The following is an 18,385-nucleotide window of genomic DNA, read 5'->3' as shown; positions in this document are numbered from 1 at the left end:
GATGTGGCTTCAGGAAGCTGACCAGCCCGCCGTTTCGGCAAGTCGCAACGGCTGCGCCCTCCTTCAAGTAGGAGGGCTTCCGTTTCAGTAAACCCTGTGCACTCTCAGTAGCTGCGGGCCTTCTTCAGCTCGCTGGATTTTTGCTGGTAAGCAGCCTGCACAGCCTTACTGCCGGATACTTCAGCTACCCCCACATTCCACCAGGCCCCATAGCCATGGGTCATCGTCTTGGGCAGCACCTTGATGTCGATCAGCGTGGAGCGTTCCGACTTCCGGGCCGCCGCCAGAGCAGCCTGAAGCTCCCCGGCTGTCGCCGCGCGGAAGGTCTGAACCCCATAACCGGCAGCGCTCGCAGCATAGTCGATACGCATTAGTTCACCGCTGAGCTGGCCGTCCGGACCCCGGTGACGGAATTCCGTTGCCATGCTGTCCATTCCCTGCTCCATCTGCAGGTTATTAATGCACCCGAAGCCTGCATTGTCCAGCAGAATGACGTTAATCTTGCGGTTCTCCTGCAGGCTGGTTACCAGCTCTGAATGCAGCATCTGGTAACTGCCGTCGCCGACCAGCGCGTAGACCTCGCGCTGCGGCTCGGCTATTTTGATACCCAGCGCACCCGAGATTTCATAGCCCATACAAGAGAATCCATATTCCATATGATAGGTATCCGGTATCTCCGAGTTCCACATCCGCTGCATGTCTCCCGGAAGACTGCCTGCGGCTCCAATGACAATTGCATCCTGCGGTATGGTGTCATTGAGGATCGCCAGCACTTGCGTCTGTGTAAGCGAAGTACCCAGCACCTCAGCATATTCGGTGAGCTTCTCATCCAGATGACCAGCTATCTCCGGAATAAACGAATCTGCTGCGCGATCAGCCAGATCCTGCTTAACGCTACCTTCCGTCATGCCACCCGGCAAGCTGCCCGCATCTCCGGCATTCCCCGGATATTCCACACCGGCGAGACGTACTCTCTCCGCGCTCCAAGCCTTCTTGGCCTCCGCGATCTCATCCGTATACGCTGAGCGGTACCCCCGCTCCTCCAGAGCTGCGGATAATGCGTTCAATCCTTCCGCAGCATCACAGACAACAGCCAGCGCATCCAGCTTGGCCGCGTGATACGGCGAGGCGTTGAGCGTCAGGAATTTCACCTCGGGATGACCGAACAGGCTCTTGGAAGCTGTTGTGAAATCCGTAAACCGGGTGCCGACGCCGATCACCAGATCAGCCTCCCGGGCCAGCGCGTTGGCGCAGCCATTGCCGGTGACACCGATACCGCCGAGGTTGTATTCGAAGCTGCTGGCGACCGCGCTTTTTCCGGCCTGGGTCTCCCCGAACGGGATGGCGAATTTCTCTGCAAAAGCGCGCAGTGCCTCTCCGGCATCACTGTACCGGACACCGCCGCCGCAGATCAGCAGCGGCCGCTGCTTGCCCGCAATCAGCTCGGCAGCAGCAGCGATCTCAGCCGGATGCGGAAGCCGGGGAAGGACGCGGTGAACTCTTTTGCGGAAGAAATCAAGCGGATACTCCCAAGCCTCCCCCTGTACATCCTGCGGCAGCGCGATTGTTACCGCCCCGGTATCCGCCTGATCCGTCAGCACCCGCATTGCATTCAGCATAGCCGACATCAGCTGCTCAGGCCGGCAGACCCGGTCCCAGTATTTGCTTACTGCCTTGAAGGCGTCGTTAACCGAGATCGACAGATTATAGGTATGCTCCATCTGCTGCAGCACCGGGTCCGGCTGGCGGGTGGCAAAAGTATCCCCTGGCAGCAGCAGCACCGGAATCTGATTCGCCGTCGCCGTAGCGGCAGCCGTCAGCATATTGGCCGCCCCCGGCCCTACCGAAGCGGTACAGGCCATAATCTTCCGCCTGCGGCTCTGCTTGGCGAACGCGGTCGCCGCATGAACCATTCCCTGCTCGTTGCGTCCCTGATAGACCGTCAGTTCCCCCGGCGCTTCCTGAAGTGCCTGTCCGAGTCCGAGTACATTGCCATGTCCGAACACGGTGAATACACCGTGCACGAAGCGTTCCGGCCCGCCGCCGAAATCGACATACTGCTGATTCAGAAATTTAACCAGCGCCTGCGCTGTCGTTAATTTGATCCGTTCCACCTGATGTCCTCCCTTCATCTTCGCCCTACTGCCAACGGGCGGTGACCACTTTTTTGCGCGTATAGAATTCCACCCCGTCGCTTCCGTTCGCATGAAGATCGCCGTAGAATGAATCCTTCCAGCCCGAGAACGGGAAGAAGGCCATCGGTGCCGGTACGCCTACATTGACACCCAGCATCCCGGATTCGATATGCTCGCGGAAATAGCGGACTTTGCCGCCATCATTGGTGAAAATACACGCTCCATTCGCAAACCGCGAGCGGTTCGCAATCTCCACCGCCTCAGCGACATCCTTCACCCGGATGACCGACAGCACCGGCGCAAAGACCTCCTCCTGCCAGATCTTCATCTCCTCCGTCACTCCGTCAAACAACGTTGGCCCGATAAAATAACCCGCTTCCTGCACCGCAGCATCCTCCCGGCCATCCCTGAGCAGCTTCGCCCCTTCCGCGATCCCCTGTTCAATGTAGGCAACCGTCCGGTCTTTATGCCCCTGCCGGATCACCGGCCCAAGAAACGTATCCTCCTGCAGGCCATTCCCGATGGTCATGCTGTTGCATTCACGCAATAGGATGGAGATCAGCTCATCGGCCACTTCCTCCTGCACCGTCACCACAGAACAGGCCATACAGCGTTCCCCGGCAGAGCCGAAGGCCGCATTCACAATCTGGGAAGCCGATGCCTCCAGGTTCGCGTCCGCCAGTACGATCGAATGGTTCTTCGCTCCGGCCAGAGCCTGGACGCGTTTCAGATGGTCTGTCCCTTTTTTATAGACATACTCTGCCACCGGCTGCGATCCGACAAAAGAAATCGCCTTCACATCAGGATGCTCCAGCAGGCCGTTCACCACCTCATGCGCACCGTTCACTACATTCAGCACGCCCTTCGGAAGTCCGGCTTCCTCCAGCAGTTCAGCGAGGCGTGCCGCCAGCAGCGGTGTACGCTCCGAAGGCTTCAGCACAAAGGTGTTGCCACAGGCAATCGCCAGCGGAAACATCCAGCAGGGCACCATCATCGGAAAATTAAACGGGGTAATCCCGCCGACCACCCCGATCGGATAGCGGTACATGCCGGACTCGATCCCAGTCGCAATATCCGGCAGCTGCCGGCCCATCATCAGCGTCGGGGCGCCTGCCGCGAATTCTACACATTCAATGCCGCGCTGCACTTCGCCATAGGCTTCTTTGAAGCTTTTACCGTTCTCCAGTGTGATGATTTTCGCCAGCGGCTCCCAATTCTCAACCAGCAGCTGCTGGTATTTGAACAGAATCCGTGCCCTGCGCGGCACCGGCGTACTGGACCATCCGGCAAAAGCTGCTTTTGCCGCCGCCACCGCCCGGTCCACATCTGCTCTCGAAGACAGGGGAACTCTGCCCAGCTCCTCACCCGTCGCCGGATTAACTACCTGCTCCGTCTGCGCTGTATCCGCTTCTACCCATTGTCCGTCAATATAATTCTTCAGTATTTGTGCAGTTGGCACTGTCATTCTGTCCACTCCTTCGGCTCTATTGATGTCTGCTGGTAATGACTTCAGTCTGTTCTGCTGCTGCCTGAATGTGTAATCGCCGCCGGTTCCTTCTGTCCCCCGCATATGTGCTTATTGTGCGCCTGATGTAATCTCCTCGTTCGAGAGCAGGAAGTCTTCCAGCTCGTTGAGGGTTGGCATGGCATCGGAGCAGCTATGGCGGGAGATGACGATGGATGCCGACGCACTGCCGCGCCGCATCGCCTCACTGACACTGTGCCCGTTCATCAGACTGTGGATGAAGGCCGAGGCATAGGAATCACCTGCACCGAACGTCTTCAGCACCTTAGCCGGAAAAATACCGCTTCTATGGCTTTGCCCATCCGCGGTATAAGAGATCGATCCGCTGCCGCCATGCTTGATGACCACCAGCTCTGCCTGATGCGCGAACCAGCGTGCCGCCGTTGCCTTATCGTCCGCACCTGCGAGATTATAGAGGTTTTCCATCATATCGAATTCGTCCCGGGTCCCGATAATACAGTCACATTTCTCAGCCGCCAGGTTATAATAGACCGCCGTTTCAGCTTTCGAAGTCCAGGTATACGGCCGGTAATCGAGATCAAAAAATACAGTAAGCCCATGCTTGCGGGCAAACTCCAGCGCCAGGAATACCGCTTCACGGGAAGGGCTCTGCGCGAGAGCGGTGCCGGAGATGAGCAGCGCTTTGGAGCTGCGGATATACTCCTCCGAGATTTCCTCTGGCTTCAGCAGGAGATCGGCCACATGATCCCGGTACATGAGAATGCTGCATTCCTGCGGGCTCTTAATTTCTGTAAAAGCCAGCCCCGTCACCGCACCCGTCCGGTCAACGCTCACCTGACTGTCATCTATGCCGCCCTTCTGCAGATAGCTGCGGATGAACCGGCCCATCTGGTCATCGGCAATCTTGCCGATGAAGCCGGTACGCATACCCAGACGCGCTGCACCGATTACAATATTGGCCGGAGAGCCGCCGACATATTTGGTGAAGGTCATCGTCTCTTCCATCGGTCTCCCGGTTTCATTGGCGTTCAGATCTATACAAAGCCGGCCAATGGCGATTAAATCCAGCTGCCGGGTAGGGTCGAACTGTAAACCGTTCATAGTGATGCCTCCTTGATCGAGCTTAGGGAATACGGTCGTTGAATAACTGACCGAGTGTTGGTTGGTTAGTTGATTGTTTGATTGATTGATTGTTTGGTTGTTTGATTGATTGATTGGTTGTTTTGCTGTTTGGTTGTTTTGCTGTTTGGTTGTTTGGTTGGTTGTTTGACTGTTTGGTTGTTTGGTTGGTTGTCGATTGAATAGTTGAATAATTGGCCAGTTGATCTTTCTCAGAAAGTTATTTTCTTTTCGGGGGGAGGGTAAGCGCTTAACCTAATTTTCCTCTTTAGTATAGATTAGAACAAGGCATTTGGCAATCCTCAATTTGAAAGCGATAACAACCTTGGAAATTGCACACCACTGAACCGTTATCCTCTTTTGAAAGGACAGGGTTATTTCAGTTAATGGGAGGATGCTGAGCGGAATTGAGAGAACGTTGAAGGATAGGTTGATGAGACTCTGGGGAGAAGCGCCAGGGGGAGAAGCTGGGAACGCCGGGACGACGAGAGAACACCGGGGGATTCCGGCTCTCCCAGTAAACAAGTGGAAAAATGTATCTTAATCCGCCGATTTTCGAGAGATGGACCGAAACAAGTGGATAAATAGCATCTACTGGCGGCAGTTTCTCTACTTTGGGGATTTTATGCTAATTTAAGTGTCATTTATCCAACTACTGTTTTGGCAGCGTCCATTCGTTCATCAGCAAGTGGAGAAAATCCAACTAATTCCTGATTACTCTCACTTCCAGACTATCCAGCCCCCTCTGGGCATCTTTGGCCTCCGTTTCAGCAAAAGACCCCACAAAGTGGGGTCTATCCTTGAAATATAGAATTTATATGCTTCGCGCAATAAATATTTCTTATCCTTCTCGCTGAAACGGAGGCCGTATTGTTGAAGGACGGCGCGCTGTTTCTGCTTGAGGGTCTCACGGGTGCTGCCCAGCCTATGAATTCCTTATTGCGGAACCGGGCCTGTAGAATGGCGGATTACCAGTTCCGGCATCAGCATAATCTTCCGCTTGGGGCTGGCCGGATTACTGATCGATTCATTCAGCAGAATCATCGCCTGCTCTGTCATCTCGCGCAAAGGCTGGGCGATACTGGTTAATGTGGGATGGCAGATTTCTGCCAGCACCGTATTGTCGAAGCCTACTACAGACAGGTCGCGGGGAATGGACAGGCCGGCACTGCGCGCCTCCTTGAGCACCCCGATCGCCAGCAGGTCATTGCAGGCAAAGATGGCTGTAGGGCGGATTTCTGTGGCCTGATTCAGCATCTCTGCTGCTGCTGTCCGCCCGTTCTCCAGCGTAGCCGAGGTGTGTATCATATTCGCCGGATTGTCACAAGCAATTCCCCCCGCCTTCAGCGCATCAAGGAAACCTTCCACACGCAGCTTGCTCCCCGGCAGATTGTCGGAGATTATCCCCAGCCTACGGTGGCCGAGGGACAGTAAATATTCTGTTGCCTGATAGCCGCCTTTATAATCATCCACCGTGACACTGTTGCTCTCCAAGCTGCGGATATCTGCTGAGAACAGCACGAGCGGCACATGATCGGCCACCATCCCACGAATCAGCTCAGGATTCCCGGGATGGGAAGCAATGATCAGGCCGTCCACCCGTTTGCGCAGCAGCAGCGAGATATACCGTGCGGCCTTCTCATCACTGCGGTCCGTACTGCACACGATTAAGTCACTGCCCTGTTCCTGGGCATAATCCTCGATACCACGGGCTGTCTCAGCAAAAAAAGGATTGGCAATATCGGGAATCATCAGCCCGATGGTCCCTGTCCGGCGGTTGGTCAGGGCGGAAGCTACCATGCTCGGCTGATAGTTCAGCTCCGCCATGACCCGCCCTACCTTTTCCCGCGTATTGACACTGATCCGTCCGCTCTTATTCAATACCTTGGACACGGTAGCGATGGAGACTCCCGCTTCCCGTGCCACATCATAGATCGTAGGTTTCATCGTTATTAAGCCCGCCTTTGCGTTCTTGCCTTCTTATAACTCGATTATAAGGAAGTCCTCCGGCGGTGTCTATCTAACAGGCATGCTGCCTCCTCCGCAAAATAGAGACCGCAGAAACTCAGACTTGTCTGCATTCGGCTTCCTTGTTCTGCATTCGGCTTCCTCCTTATTGAAATCCTGTCCAGATTAAAATCCTGACCAGAATACAACATTCCTTCACCAAAATCAGCTCTAATCCATAATTGTTGCATCAAAAGCAAGATTTCACCTTCACTATGCGATCATAGCAAGACTATTCTTGTATTCTCTGCAACATCTCTTCCATGCACCCGGCTGGCTATCTATGAACACAAATTGCAATAACCACTGTATTTCAGCATTTCACTATTTCACTATTCACTATTTCGCTCCCAGAGTATCACCGCTCGATCAAGCCGCCCCGGCACTTCTTCGGATGTGAACCGCTGAGCTTATCTATAATTTGCTTATCCCCGCATCAAAAGGCCCCCGCTACGCGGAAGCCCCAGATTAATCTATTAACTTGCCTCGCGGGCTCCGTTCAATTTCCCCTCCCGGACTCCGCTTAATCTTCCCTCCCGGACTCCGTTCAATCTTCCACAGCAGCCGCGCCCTGCCCCGACTTGAACAGCCATTCATGATCTGGATCATTATGGAATACCCAGGTGCGGACCGGACCCGCCATCACGTTAAGATAATACGAATCATAACCCGGCGGCGCAGAGACGGGGTGATACCCTTCCGGAACAAGCACGATGCTCCGGTCGGTTACAGCCAGAGTCTCGTCTAGGCTGCGGTCGTCATTGTAGACCCGCTGCACCACAAAGCCATGGGCGGGATTCACCCTGTGATAGTAGGTTTCCTCCAGATAGGATTCCTCCGGCAGATTATCGCGGTCATGCTTATGCGGCGGATAGCTGGACCAGTTGCCGCCGCCCGTGCGCACCTCCACCACCAGCAGACTCTCAGCTACACTCTGCTCAGGCAGGATATTAACGACCCTGCGCGACATACTGCCATACCCCCGATCCTCTGCAACCGCATCGGATGGCGTAATCAGCCGGGCCGGGTATTTGCCCGTTCCCGGAGCAAGACAGGCTGCAAGCTCCAGCTCTGTCAGTGCTGTAACCTTGTAATTCGCTCCCGCCGGAACATACACAGCGTATGGTGCCATGTCTTCAAAGACCGACATACGCCCGCCGATACCCGCGAACAGCTCGCCATCCACCCGGATATCCGCCTTGCCCGCAAGCAGTACCAGACAGACCTCGTTCCCTTCTGCCCTGCGGTCCAGTGTATCCCCGGCCTGCAATTGGTACACCTCAAATCCTACATACTTCCACCCGGCACTCTCCGGGCTGACCGCAGCCACAAGTCCATCCTGGTCTGGCGCTCCAGCCTTAATGATTAGTTCGGACATCTTCCTCATCCTCCTCTGTCTTCAAGGTTTGCATCCGCTTACAAGGCTTGCATCTCCGATAGTCCCGCTCCTGCAGCAGACAGCTTGACCGGAAGCCCGCTCACATAGGATGCTCTGGCTGCTTCGGCTATCAGCTGTGCTGCTTGACCGTCGCGGCCGCTGCAGATCAGCGGCTCCTGCAGCCGTACCGAACGGGCAAACGCGGCAATCTCATCCATGAACGCCCGATTATAGCGCTCCAGGAAGAAATGCTCCGGCTGGTCGCGGGTAACCGAAGTAGCGGTGGACACCTCCACTGTCGTCGGACGGCAATTGTCGGCAGTCGCCGAACCGAGCGTGCCGAATACCTCCACCCGCTGGTCATAGCCGTAGACAGCCTTGCGGCTGTTATCAATCACGCAGATTGCTCCGCTCTCGAAGGTCAGTGTGATGACGGCTGTGTCCACATCCCCGCAGCGGCCGAACATTGGATCAATCAGGTTCGCCCCCCGGGTGTAGACCTCAGCCACTTCCCCGTCCATCAGGTAGCGGGCCATATCGAAATCGTGAATCGTCATATCCATGAACATGCCGCCCGAAGAGCGCACATAAGACTCACCGGGAGGCTGCGGATCACGCGAGGTGATCTTCACAATATGCGGGCTGCCCAGCTCCCCGGACTCAACCAGCTGCTTCAGCTTACGGAAGCTGGGGTCCATCCGGCGGTTGAAGCCGACCTGAAGCAGCACGCCTGCTTCCTCTGCAATCTGTAATGCCCGAAGGGTCTCTTCCGATGACAGACTGATCGGCTTCTCACAGAATATATGCTTCCCGGCAAGCGCAGCCCGCTCAATCCACGAAGCGTGTGTATCCGTCGGTGTACAGATGAACACCGCTTCAATCTCGGAGTCATTCAGAATATCTTCACCCGCTGCAAAAACAGAGCCAAGCCCCCGGCTCTCCGCCCAGGCCAGCAATTCATCACTCATCATTGCTTCTGCAATGGACTTCAGCTTGAACGACGGCATCGCACGCAGATTATCCGCGTGCAGGCGCCCGATTCTTCCCGCGCCGATAATGCCAACTACAATCGGATTTACCATGTTCGCTTATCCTCCTCAGAGGGTAAGCGCTTAACCTTCCCGAGAATAGTATACTTCATGCTCCCGGATGCTTCAAGCAAATCTTTTACCCGGCTCCTCTAGGATAAGGCGAAGAGACAGGATAGCTTAAGTTTAGATGTTTTTTACAGCTTGATACTGGAATTCAATGGTACAATTAAGTTATTACATTGCTTGCTTGAAGGAGTGTTGCCAATGGAATTGCAGATCGTTAACGGGCCGGAGACAGACCACCACAAGTCTTATGTGACCAACAAGATGATTGAATTTAATCTCAAGCATTTCCCTGATGAGTTGAAGGGCAGATACCAGGAAGTGAACCTGCTATTACAAGATACGGCTGGACATATTTACGGCGGATTGGTCGGTGAGATATGTTGGAACTGGTTAGAGGTGCACTATCTTTTTGTGGAAGAGGCCTGCCGGACATTCGGATACGGTAAGAAACTGCTCTCAGCAGCTGAAACAATGGCTAAGGAGAAACAATGTGATTTCATCAAATTAGACACCTTGAGCTTTCAGGCATTGGACTTCTACCTGAAGCAAGGCTTCGAGGTATTTGGAACGATACATAACGCTGGCGGCTACTCTCACTATTATTTGACCAAAGAAATCTCTCAAAAAAGCTAACTGGGAATACCCGATTGGAAATTGATTTTGCTCAAAAGAGCTGGTTTAAGGAGTGTTGAAATGATCGGGAGGACCATAAGAGTTCTGGAGGGCAACCCCAGATTTGTAATTAGTGTTTTTTATCCAGCCTCCGGGGGAGCCTCTGTCAGTGGTATAGACTTATACGCACCCTGCCAGGCGGAGGCCGCTGCGGTCTTAACGGAGATGGGCGTTAATCTTGACAACCTGAATATTACCAGTGTTATAACAACAAGTGAGTCGTTGACTATAAAAAAAGGGAGGATACCCCGTCATCCTTATATCGCCTGGCTTCGGTGTGGAACGCGATATGTATCTTGGGATCATTGCTAAGCTAATCCCCAGAGGATTTATGGTTGTTACTATCAGTGCTCCGCATGAGTCCGTGTTCACCGTATTTCCAGACGGCGGCACGATCAAGCAAGCGGCAGCAATAGCAGAATTAGCAAGCAATGACTATGCTGGCTGGTCCCGTCTCCTGGAAAGCCGCGCCCACTTAATAACCGCCGTTCTGGAATATATGGATACGCTTAACCGCTCCGACTCAGAGCTTGCAGGCCTGTTCGATATAGGTAAGGTTGCTGCAATGGGGCATTCACTTGGGGGTGCAGCTGTTCTCGAAGTCGCCAAGCACGATAATCGGATCAAGGCTGTGATCCTTCTTGATCCCAGTTTTCACCTGATACGCCGTGATAACAGTGTGTCATCGGTTCCGGTTTTACTGCTTCGGCAAGAGACATCCCGCTTCATTATGGTGATAACCATGCAGCTCCAATTCATGACGTTACCGCAGAAGCTGCAGCCGCATTCGTGGAGGCCGTTTTTAATAGGGGTGCTGTGCCTCGCAATGTAGCATTTCTGCCTAGCGAAGCCCTTGTTCCAATCAACTCAGAGGGTGATCCTGTAGTAACTATATTCTAGGAAGGAAGCTGCATTTTTAACTACTATATTTGCAGATGAAATCGTGCGTTTTGAGCATAACGATAGGATGCTTCGCTCGGATATGATGTTGCCGGAGATTGGGGAATTCGAACATAAAGAGGAGGAAACGAAATGAAAACGATAAAGTCCATGCTGGATCACCTGTACTGGGCGGACGGCCGGATCTTGGACGCGCTGGAGGCGAGTGACACGAAGAATAAAGAGCTGCTGAAGCTGGTACGGCACATCGCAGTCGCAGAGCGGGTATGGCTGTCCCGGTTACAGGGTCAAGGCAGCGCACAATATTCATTGTGGGAGGAAGCTGAAGACCTGACGGCAATCCGGAAGATATTTGAAGAGAATGCTGAGCAATACCGCATCTATATCGAAGGGCTGGAGGAATCCGGGCTGGACAAGATGATTGATTATGCCAACCAGAGCGGAGTTCCGTTCCGAACATCCGTCCGGGATATCCTGTTACAGGTCCTTTTACATGGGCAATATCACCGGGGACAGATTAACCGGGCGCTTCGGATGGATTCGGCAGAGCCTGCTCCAGTCGATTACATCACGTTTGCAAGGCTCTAATTTCCCCATAACACGTTGATGCTCATTACGCAGGAGGAACATATGGGGGGATTAACTTATGGAAGAACGAATATTGTTATTTTTAAACGAGACCTACCAAGTAGAGTTCTATAAGATTGAAGCAGTAACCAATGAAATGTACCGTTGTCACTCCCGAAAGGGTATCTTCTACGTCCGAATAACAAATTACAAGACCTATGAAGAACAATTAGAAGAGCTTAAGTGGACCCATTATTTATTCCACCAAGGTGTAGGTGTCGCAGAGATTGTACCCTCGAGCAAGGGTTCATTTCTTGAACCTTTAAGCCTGGACGAAGAACAGCTGTGCGTTGTATTTAAGGCTGCACCCGGAATCCATCTGCCGCGGACAGAGTGGAATGAAGCTGTATTTAGAGTGCTTGGACAACAAATCGGCAGGATGCACCGGGTCAGTAAAGGATATATGAATGCTGAAGCTACTGTAACTATTCGTCATTGGTATGAAAGTAAAGAATACGATTTCCTCAAATATATTCCTGTAGAAGAGAAGTCCATACGGGAGATTGCAGCCGGCGTGGTAGCCCAAATTAAAGAGCTGCCGCAGGATCAAACCAATTACGGCTTAATCCACGGTGACCTGTGGCTGGAAAATATCCTTGTAGACCGCGACTCTGCACTAACCATGATTGACTTTCAAGATTGTGAACAGCATTTCTATATATACGATTTAGTTGTGCCGATCTATTCTGCACTGGAGTACTCCTTCATGGGCGGCGGAAATCTGAGGGATTACGAGCGATCCATTACTAAGGCGCTGCTCGAAGGATATCAGGAGGAGTATAACCTCTCTTCTGAGATGCTTACGAAATTCCCGTTATTTCTGAAGCTTAAAGAATGTTTCGAATATAATCAGATGCATAGGTACTGGAACTTCAAAGAGCTAAGCGAGGCTGAGGTTCGAATCCTGAACTTATATAGAAACAAGATCGAAACCAGATGGGGCACAGGCGCTTTGGATGAACAGTGAATGCGAAACGAGGTAATAGTATGAAGATCAGAGCGTTAACTACAGGTGAACAGCCCCCAAGAGAATTGCTTTTGTCGGCGGACCCTTCCCCGAAGCTTGTTGATGAATATACCGAAAGAGGGCATTGCTTCGTCGCTGAGGCGGATAGCCGTGTAATCGGGGTGTATGAAGCGCTATTTGAGAATGGGATCCAAGTTGTCGATAGGATACGCCTGTCTCAAGATCTATAGCTTGTACAAAAAAGTGGCAGCCGAAGACGATTCTCCCGTCCTTAGCTGCCGCTTATACAGACTCATTTCTCTTGCGCTCCGCCTGTTCTACAAATCCGCCTTCGCCTCAGCAGTAAGGCAGAGCCTCGCCCAGTGCAACCAGCGCCATCGCCTGGCCATAGGCCATAGGGGCAATAACAATCGCTTTGTAATCCTCCTTAGCAGCACCGATTGGAGTACCGCTCGATACGCCAAGCACGGTGCCTTCGCCATCAATCTGATCCAGCACAGCCTGGATCGCTCTCAGCGCCGGTTCCGCATAAGCTCCCGGCAGCATTCCGGTGCGTACACCGTTCAGAATACCGGCGGCAATGGCGGCCGAGCCGGACGTCTCGGTATAACTGTCCGGATCATCCAGCAGCGTATGCCACAGTCCACCCTCGCTCTGGCAAGCCAGTAAGGCGTCTGCCTGGGCCTGCAGGATCTGCTGGAGATACGTGAAGATCCCCTCTGCCAGATACGGGCGCATCAGCTCCAGATATTCCGGCAGGCCGAGTGTGAACCAGCTATTGCCGCGGCACCAGAAGGCTTCGCTGAAATTATGCCGCTGCTCACAATGCCAGCCATGGAAGAACAGGCCGGTTTTTTTGTCATACAGATATTTAATGTGCAGCAGCAATTGATGCAGCGAGGCTTCCCGCCACTGCGGGTTATCATGCTTCACTCCCATTTTGGCCGTGAACAGAATCGCCATGAACAGCGTATCGATCCAAAGCTCATTCTCATGGAGTGAGACTTCATGCTTCTCCGCACCTGTGGTGACATGCTGATACCCTTGCTCCAGTGTCCGGGGCAGGCCATGCATCAGCCAATCCATCCATTCAAGACTCAGCTCCCCGGCCTCCTCCAGTTCCATCAGTGATAAGAGCGGAGCGGTTGTATTGATGTTCCGGCTGGGCAGGCCTTTCCCCAGTTGACGGGCCATCCACGGCTTGGTGTAAGCCTCATAACGGCCGTCCCCGAAATGCCGGTCAAGCTTTTGCAGACCATACAGCCCTACCCCCTGCGGCCAATCCCATTCCTCCATCCCGAAGTCACGGGCAAAATAACGATGCCGTCCCGCTCCTTCCACCTGCTTCTGCAATTCCGTTTCGTTGTCCGGCCGGCTCAGCCTCATCAGCTTATCTGTAACCAGGTCCAGCTTACGGAGCAGCTCCACTCTATTAATAGTGCTTCCATACACCTTCAGGTTCTGTCCTGCTTCCATGCCGCTATGCTCCCCTCTCATGCTTGCGCCCCGCGCAGCTTCATTCTGAATGTCCGGATCTCATAAGGCTTAATCTGGAAGGACAGCTCCGCTTCCTGCCAGGCTCCGAACGGCTCCTCCATCAGATTGCATTCCTGCCAGGAGGCAATGGAATATGCGCTCTCCACCGTGATCTGCGTCCGGGAACCGGCATATTCATGCAGCCGCAGCACCACATCGTTGCCGTCTTCCGAGCGCTTGATGGCATCCACCATTACATGTGCGCCTCCGATATTAAGCAGCGGCGCTCCCGCCAGCTCTCCTGCAACGGTGCGCAGCGGATTATTCAGCTCCCACGCCTCCTGGACTACCCCGCCTTCCACAAAATCGCCAGTATGCGGATAAAGGGCATACGTAAAGGCATGATGCCCCTGATCCTGCTCAGGATCGGGATGAACCGCCGATTTCAGCAGCGTCAGCCGCAGTACGCTATCCTTGATGTCATAGCCATATTTGCAGTCATTGAGCAGCGCTATGCCATACCCCTTCTCGCTGATATCCGCCCACTGATGGCCTACCGTTTCAAAGCGGGCAACATCCCAGCTCGTATTCCAGTGAGTCGGGCGCTTTACATTGCCGAACTGAATATCATAGGTAGCTTCCAGCGCATGAATATCCACCGGGAAGGCCACCTTCAGCAGTTGGTTATGTCCGTGCCAGTCCAGCTCTGTGCGGAAATCAATCCGGGCGGTATCCCGGTAGAAGAGGATGTCCTGGGTTACCGCTGTGCGGTGATAGGTCCAGCTCATGCGCAGCACAGCCCGCAGCGGACCGTTCTCGGTCAGCTCCCAGCCGGTCAGCTGTGAGATCTCCGTCATCTTTTCCTGGTAAAAAATATCAATATCCCACGCCTCAAAGTCCAGCGGCTTATCTTCAAACACCTGAAGCACATTGCCCCGCTGCCCTGGAGCCAGCAGCTCACGGCCGCTCCGCCGGTCAAGCATCGAAGTGAACTGGCCCTGCTCATTCCACACCACCTCCAGGAGCGGTGTTGTCAGCGTGTTGCCGGATACGGCTGCAAGCGGCTGAACCTGTTCCTCCCGGGATGCCTCCTCTGCATGTCCGGGTACGACCTGCAGGACTGCCGTGCCTAGTGCAGGCACCGACGGAACATACACCAGCACTCCGCCGTCTGCCGTTTGCTGCTGCATCAGCCGGTTCCCGTCCGCGTCATGAACCTGTACGCTGTCTGCGGCCTCTGCGGGAATCAGTGCATACCGCGGACGGTTCCAGTTGGAGCTGTTCAGCAGGGTGACCCGGCTGCCAGTCTCTCCTTCAGCCGCGCCGTTAATCAGCGCCAGTGAACGTGTCTCTCCTTCCGCATATTCAAGGTCGCTGTCCTCGTAGACCTCCTGGATGGACGAGCCGGGGATGATGTCATGGAACTGATTGCGCAGCAGAATCTCCCAGATTCCCGCCAGTTCAGCCGCAGGATATACCGATTGCAGATTCCCCCGACTTACCCCGGTCAGCGTATACAGCCACTCCGCATCACGCAGCAGCAGCTCCAGGCGGCGGTTGTACTTCTTGTTGCGGGCTTGCGAGGTATACGTTCCCCTGTGGCATTCGAAATACAACTCGCCATTCCAGGTATGCACGAATGCCTCTGCATTCCCGATCCGTTCATGCAGTCCGGTGAAATAGTCCCCGGCACTGCCCGTCTCAATCTTCGGAATGCCCGGAAGCTTGTTGAAGCGCCGGCGAAGCTCCAGCATCTCCCGTGTAGGTCCTCCGCCCCCATCGCCCCAGCCGTAGGCAAACATCAGGTGATCATTGATCTCCTTGTCCTGATAGGAATTCCAGATCCCGCGCAGCAGCGCCGCCGTCATCCGGCCGTTATACGTATATTCAGCCCCGTCCTTCTCTGAGGTGGTGATGAAATGCGTGAGCACCTCCGAGCCGTCCATCCCCCGCCACCAGAAGGTGTCATGCGGCATCCGGTTGAACTGGTTCCAGCTGATTTTGGTGGTCATGAAGGTATCAATGCCCGATTTGCGGAGAATCTGCGGTAGCGCCCAGCTATACCCGAATACATCCGGCAGCCAGAGGTATTTGCTCTCGACTCCGAATTGTTCACGGAGATAGTGTTTGCCCGTCATGATCTGGCGGACCAGCGACTCACCGGACGGGATGTTACAATCGGCCTCCAGCCACATTGCACCTTCCGCCTCCCAGCGTCCCTCCTTCACCTTCTCCGAGATCCGCCCGAACAGCTCAGGATAATCCTGCTCCAGGTAGGCGTATAGCTGCGGCTGTGTCTGCAGGAACTGGTACTCCGGGAATTCCTCCATCAGCCGCAGAACGGTGGAGAAGGAGCGGGCAGTCTTCTCACGGGTATGTTTGAGCCGCCATAGCCAAGCAACATCAATATGGGTATGGCCTACAGCCGTAAGCGTTACGTCAAAAGTCTGCGGCATAACCTCTATCGCCTGATTCAGACTGGAGCCTGCCTCGTACAGCGAGGTGATATGCTCCGGCGAGCCGGGCTCCGACCAGTCGATCAGGCGGAAGGCGTCGTTCAGCGCTTTTTTGAGCCACTGCTTCTCCGGCTGGTCTCTGCCCAGGTAACGGAAGGTATCCAGCGCGGCCTTCGACATATAGAACAGATCGTCAATTCTCTCGTCCAGGTAGCCGATGAAGGCTTCGCTGATCCGGTGATCCTGAATCTTGGGACGCCCGCCGCCTTCAAGCCCCGACCACAGCCGGAAGACCAGCTCTACCGTCTGCCCGCCCCATTCATCACCGAAGATCACCTCTCTATGGTTATTATCTACGCCCTGGTAAGGCGATCCGTTCACGAACAGCAGCGATTCAAAGCCGGAGTTATTGAAGTCCCCGGTCTTCCCGAAGTCAAATCTGCCGGCGATTCTGAAGCCTGCCTGACTCTGGGGCATTACGATCACTGTACGCAGCCAGACATAACGGTCCCGCCCGCGCCAATGCTCCTGAAGTCTGATTATGCCATCAAAGGAGACGGCCTCCGGGTATACGCCGTTAGCCCCTTCCTCATCCTCCGCGAACGCAAACTCTGTAAGCTCAAGAACCCTAAGGTATCTGTATTTGTCCACCTCGGCCTGGCGCTTGATCAGCTTTTCTTCTGTGAATAACATCTCATCACTCCTTGTATCCGCTTTCATATCATCACTATAGCAAACCCTCCGCCTCAAAAACTACCTTACTTTTGCTGTATTTCGCCCTGTACATTGCATATCTTGCTTTTTCGGGCCTATAATATACAGGTAATTGGTAAGTAGTACGCAGTTACATCTTTTGGGATAACGGCAACGGTGAGGAGAGAGGTTATGCTTGAAAGCGACCTGTTGTATGAGCAAGGATATAGCGTCCGTATGAATACTCCGGCTGATCCGCTGTTTTATTATTTTGACTACGATCAGCGGTCCCACGACATTAATATGGAGTTTCAGCATGATCATGCTTTTTATGAGATCCACATACTGCTCGATTCCAGCGCCACGCATATTATTGAGGGTAATGTTCATGCCCTGCAGCAATATGATATTGTTCTGCTCGCCCCGTACCGGCTGCATATGACCCAGTATCCCGCAGGGCCGCCGCATAAGCGGCTGATCATCAACTTCAACATGCCCGGGAATATCCCCGGACTTGAGGCCGCTTACCATACCATGCTGCAACCGTTCGCCGGGGAGGTTCCGATCTACCGGTTCACAGGCGTTCCGCGCAGTGCCGTGTTCGAGCCGCTGAATGCCATTTTCACCTTGTCTCACAACGACTCGCCGCTGAATCCAGTGCTGATACACAGCCTGTTCCAGCAATTTCTGTGCAGCTTATCCCAGCAGTGCGGCCAGAACGCTTATGTGCTGGAGGAGATCGGAAACGCGATGATGCAAAAAATCTATTCGATCACTGCCCGTATTCACAGCCATTACAGCAGCGAGCTGTCCCTGGATTCTATCTCCAAAGAATTCTATATCAGCCCTTATTACCTGTCCCATCAGTTCAAAACCGTTACCGGCTTCACTCTGACGGAATACATTCAGATGACCCGCGTCCGCAAAGCCCAGCAATTGCTGCTGCATACCCGTCAGAAGATCTCTGACATTGCCGGACAATGCGGATTCAACAGCTTCTCACAGTTCAACCGCATCTTCAATAAGCTCAGCGGCATGTCACCCTCCGCATTCCGTAAGCAGCAGAGTTTGTCCGGCGGGGCTTCGTCCACGCTGTCGTATTGATTCAGGCGGATCATGCAACAAGCAAGTGGATCAACTTAAGCACTTGGGTGGACGCTGCGCGAACGGACCGATGTTCCAATCGCTGTGGTCTCCAGATTTTTTTCATTCCCCTTAGCGGTGAAAATCCGGAGACCAAGGCGAACGCATTCGCTTTTCCACATTCGTTCCGTCCTCTCCGCTGTTTGAGCGGGATACGAAACCCCTTGTTGAAACACAAAAAAAATCGCCTTTTTGGTAAATGGAGGTACCACCCAACCATTTCAAAAAG

Annotated in this window: 13 protein-coding genes; 5 read left to right on the top strand and 8 right to left on the bottom strand. The window is 53.8% G+C overall.

Features of this window, described 5'->3' with window-relative positions:
* Positions 1-104: 104 nt before the first annotated feature.
* The 6 genes from iolD to iolG form a co-directional block, all read right to left on the bottom strand.
* Positions 105-2,132, bottom strand: a complete 2,028-nt coding sequence (iolD, locus tag R50912_RS07990; RefSeq protein ID WP_442950504.1) for a 3D-(3,5/4)-trihydroxycyclohexane-1,2-dione acylhydrolase (decyclizing) — start codon at positions 2,130-2,132, stop codon at positions 105-107.
* A gap of 7 nt (positions 2,133-2,139) precedes the next feature.
* Positions 2,140-3,600, bottom strand: coding sequence for a CoA-acylating methylmalonate-semialdehyde dehydrogenase (locus R50912_RS07985; protein WP_042241843.1), 1,461 nt, complete (start codon positions 3,598-3,600; stop codon positions 2,140-2,142).
* Between the two features lie 111 nt (positions 3,601-3,711).
* The gene (gene iolC / locus R50912_RS07980; protein ID WP_042233796.1) at positions 3,712-4,722 is read right to left on the bottom strand and encodes a 5-dehydro-2-deoxygluconokinase; all 1,011 of its coding nucleotides are present in this window, start codon (positions 4,720-4,722) and stop codon (positions 3,712-3,714) included.
* Positions 4,723-5,676: 954 nt separating this feature from the next.
* Positions 5,677-6,687, bottom strand: coding sequence for a LacI family DNA-binding transcriptional regulator (locus tag R50912_RS07975; RefSeq protein WP_042233795.1), 1,011 nt, complete (start codon positions 6,685-6,687; stop codon positions 5,677-5,679).
* A 607-nt stretch (positions 6,688-7,294) separates the two neighbouring features.
* Positions 7,295-8,125, bottom strand: coding sequence for a 5-deoxy-glucuronate isomerase (gene iolB / locus R50912_RS07970; protein WP_042233792.1), 831 nt, complete (start codon positions 8,123-8,125; stop codon positions 7,295-7,297).
* A gap of 38 nt (positions 8,126-8,163) precedes the next feature.
* The gene (gene iolG, locus R50912_RS07965) at positions 8,164-9,207 is read right to left on the bottom strand and encodes an inositol 2-dehydrogenase (RefSeq protein WP_042233790.1); all 1,044 of its coding nucleotides are present in this window, start codon (positions 9,205-9,207) and stop codon (positions 8,164-8,166) included.
* A 213-nt stretch (positions 9,208-9,420) separates the two neighbouring features.
* Here iolG and R50912_RS07960 point away from each other — a divergent pair, with 213 nt between their 5' ends.
* The 4 genes from R50912_RS07960 to R50912_RS07945 all read left to right on the top strand — a co-directional run bounded on the left by R50912_RS07960 (position 9,421) and on the right by R50912_RS07945 (position 12,388).
* Positions 9,421-9,855: a GNAT family N-acetyltransferase gene (locus R50912_RS07960; protein ID WP_042233787.1), complete on the top strand. Its 435-nt coding sequence runs from the start codon at positions 9,421-9,423 to the stop codon at positions 9,853-9,855.
* A gap of 328 nt (positions 9,856-10,183) precedes the next feature.
* On the top strand, positions 10,184-10,726 hold the full coding sequence (locus R50912_RS07955; protein WP_231637800.1) for a poly(ethylene terephthalate) hydrolase family protein: 543 nt from the start codon (positions 10,184-10,186) through the stop codon (positions 10,724-10,726).
* 200 nt (positions 10,727-10,926) lie between these two features.
* A complete protein-coding gene (locus tag R50912_RS07950) occupies positions 10,927-11,382 on the top strand; it encodes a DinB family protein (protein ID WP_042233782.1) in 456 nt (151 codons plus the stop codon).
* A 58-nt stretch (positions 11,383-11,440) separates the two neighbouring features.
* The gene (locus R50912_RS07945; protein WP_042233780.1) at positions 11,441-12,388 is read left to right on the top strand and encodes a phosphotransferase enzyme family protein; all 948 of its coding nucleotides are present in this window, start codon (positions 11,441-11,443) and stop codon (positions 12,386-12,388) included.
* A 336-nt stretch (positions 12,389-12,724) separates the two neighbouring features.
* Here the strand turns inward: R50912_RS07945 and R50912_RS07935 are convergent, their stop codons facing one another.
* Complete coding sequence (locus R50912_RS07935; RefSeq protein ID WP_042233777.1) at positions 12,725-13,864, bottom strand: glycoside hydrolase family 88/105 protein; 1,140 nt, start codon at positions 13,862-13,864, stop codon at positions 12,725-12,727.
* Positions 13,865-13,881: 17 nt separating this feature from the next.
* Positions 13,882-17,013, bottom strand: coding sequence for an alpha-mannosidase (locus R50912_RS07930; protein WP_042233775.1), 3,132 nt, complete (start codon positions 17,011-17,013; stop codon positions 13,882-13,884).
* Positions 17,014-17,205: 192 nt separating this feature from the next.
* Here R50912_RS07930 and R50912_RS07925 point away from each other — a divergent pair, with 192 nt between their 5' ends.
* The gene (locus R50912_RS07925) at positions 17,206-18,117 is read left to right on the top strand and encodes a helix-turn-helix transcriptional regulator (RefSeq protein ID WP_042233773.1); all 912 of its coding nucleotides are present in this window, start codon (positions 17,206-17,208) and stop codon (positions 18,115-18,117) included.
* Positions 18,118-18,385: the final 268 nt, after the last annotated feature.

Origin of the sequence: Paenibacillus sp. FSL R5-0912 (assembly GCF_000758605.1) — a bacterium.
Lineage (GTDB): Bacteria > Bacillota > Bacilli > Paenibacillales > Paenibacillaceae > Paenibacillus_AQ.
The sequence above is the reverse complement of the archived record's forward strand: the minus strand, read 5'-3'. Positions and strand labels throughout refer to the sequence as shown.

Excerpts from the sequence above, each read along its gene's own strand:
- R50912_RS07955 (WP_231637800.1), top strand. The coding sequence starts at position 10,184 with ATGTATCTTGGGATCATTGCTAAGCTAATCCCCAGAGGATTTATGGTT.
- R50912_RS07975 (WP_042233795.1), bottom strand. The coding sequence starts at position 6,687 with ATGAAACCTACGATCTATGATGTGGCACGGGAAGCGGGAGTCTCCATC.
- R50912_RS07960 (WP_042233787.1), top strand. The coding sequence starts at position 9,421 with ATGGAATTGCAGATCGTTAACGGGCCGGAGACAGACCACCACAAGTCT.
- R50912_RS07935 (WP_042233777.1), bottom strand. The coding sequence starts at position 13,864 with ATGGAAGCAGGACAGAACCTGAAGGTGTATGGAAGCACTATTAATAGA.
- iolG (WP_042233790.1), bottom strand. The coding sequence starts at position 9,207 with ATGGTAAATCCGATTGTAGTTGGCATTATCGGCGCGGGAAGAATCGGG.
- R50912_RS07930 (WP_042233775.1), bottom strand. The coding sequence starts at position 17,013 with ATGTTATTCACAGAAGAAAAGCTGATCAAGCGCCAGGCCGAGGTGGAC.
- R50912_RS07945 (WP_042233780.1), top strand. The coding sequence starts at position 11,441 with ATGGAAGAACGAATATTGTTATTTTTAAACGAGACCTACCAAGTAGAG.
- R50912_RS07950 (WP_042233782.1), top strand. The coding sequence starts at position 10,927 with ATGAAAACGATAAAGTCCATGCTGGATCACCTGTACTGGGCGGACGGC.
- R50912_RS07985 (WP_042241843.1), bottom strand. The coding sequence starts at position 3,600 with ATGACAGTGCCAACTGCACAAATACTGAAGAATTATATTGACGGACAA.
- iolD (WP_442950504.1), bottom strand. The coding sequence starts at position 2,132 with ATGAAGGGAGGACATCAGGTGGAACGGATCAAATTAACGACAGCGCAG.
- iolB (WP_042233792.1), bottom strand. The coding sequence starts at position 8,125 with ATGTCCGAACTAATCATTAAGGCTGGAGCGCCAGACCAGGATGGACTT.
- R50912_RS07925 (WP_042233773.1), top strand. The coding sequence starts at position 17,206 with ATGCTTGAAAGCGACCTGTTGTATGAGCAAGGATATAGCGTCCGTATG.
- iolC (WP_042233796.1), bottom strand. The coding sequence starts at position 4,722 with ATGAACGGTTTACAGTTCGACCCTACCCGGCAGCTGGATTTAATCGCC.